Below are 1,301 nucleotides of genomic sequence, written 5' to 3'. Positions count from 1 at the left end.
TGTTTTCGAAAAAATCAGCCACCAACTAACGGAAAATTCAAATCTTATCAATAGCTTAGCTTGCAGGTTATGGGTAACTTATTTCGAAAACAGTACACTAGCTCGTCATGCAAATTGGGGAGTGTTACGTGCTGGTTGTACGAAACCTTGCTTGGAAAAGACGAATTCGATCCCGCGCTCTCGATTGATGTCGGATAAACGTTGAAATTCGAGAAGTGGGAAATGATCCTCTTGCTCGAACGGTAATTCCGGGTAAGCGCCATTTCTCTTATCGGGATTCCAGCCTCGGCACGAAAATCAGCCACCGGAACTGCGTAGTCGCCGAGGGAGCCGTAGATAGCTTGGTTTGGATCGCCGACGATGAAGGTCTTCGTTCGCCCCGCTCCGGCACGCAAAATAGCGGTGAGAAGGCCATACTGAATTTGCTTCGTGTCCTGATACTCGTCTACCAAGACATATGAGAAGACCGAAGCGAGAAGTGATGCAATATGCTTTTGATCACGCATCAGGGTCTGCGCATACCAAAGGATCAGCTCGAAATCGATCTGACGCGCTTCGGCGAGCTCGCGGAAATACTCACCAAGAATTTTATGAAGCGTCTCATGCTTCCAAGCATCTTTGCAGCCTAAGTGATAGCCCGTTTTGCTGAAGTAGTAATCGCAATCCCAGTGCGTGATCTTTGCGTAGGGCGCGCATAGTCTATCGAGCATGAGTTCGCGGTCGTGCTTGTCTAGGACTCGATAGCCGCGGGAAAGCTCTGGAAGGTAGATGCCATATGGCTTAATGATCCACTCGAGGCAAAATGAGTGAATGGTTCCGATCCACAGCTTTGACGTGTCAACACCGAGATCTTCAATGCGCTCTTGAATTTCATCTGCTGCGCGGTGCGTATAAGTAATCGCCACGACAATCCGCTTGTCCGTGGCACGCGAAAGCTCATAAGCGATCTTATAGGTCAAAGTCCGCGTTTTTCCGCTACCAGGGCATGCGATGAGGAATACGCTCGAAGGTTCCTCGACTGCGGCAGACTGCTCTGCGTTCAATTCACGGGGATCCCAGGCGAACATCATGCAATGCCTGCGATGAACGAACTAATGGCATCGCCTGGTAGCGCAAGGGCGACAGCAGCTTTTAGGAAAACCAGATCGATTTCGCCGCGTTGGAAACGCTCAACCTCACCCCTAAGGATTGCTAGTGTACTGTTTTCGAAAAAATCAGCCACCAACTAACGTAAAATTCAAATCTTATCAATAGCTTAGCTTGCAGGTTATGGGTAACTTATTTTGAAAACAGTACACTAG

At 48.7% G+C, this 1,301-nt stretch carries 1 protein-coding gene; it reads right to left on the bottom strand.

Going from position 1 to position 1,301, the window contains the following annotated elements; genetic code table 11:
- Positions 1 to 47: 47 nt before the first annotated feature.
- Positions 48 to 1,070 carry a UvrD-helicase domain-containing protein gene (locus tag DW49_RS0124025; RefSeq protein WP_229687552.1) on the bottom strand — a complete coding sequence of 341 codons (1,023 nt, stop codon included), beginning with the start codon at positions 1,068 to 1,070 and terminating at the stop codon, positions 48 to 50.
- Positions 1,071 to 1,301: the final 231 nt, after the last annotated feature.

The organism is Pseudomonas avellanae BPIC 631, assembly GCF_000444135.1.
Lineage (GTDB): Bacteria > Pseudomonadota > Gammaproteobacteria > Pseudomonadales > Pseudomonadaceae > Aquipseudomonas > Aquipseudomonas avellanae.
This window is presented reverse-complemented; position numbering and strand designations above follow the sequence as displayed.

What these genes read in the sequence shown, in the direction of transcription:
- DW49_RS0124025 (WP_229687552.1), bottom strand. Translation starts at nt 1,070, where the DNA reads ATGATGTTCGCCTGGGATCCCCGTGAATTGAACGCAGAGCAGTCTGCC.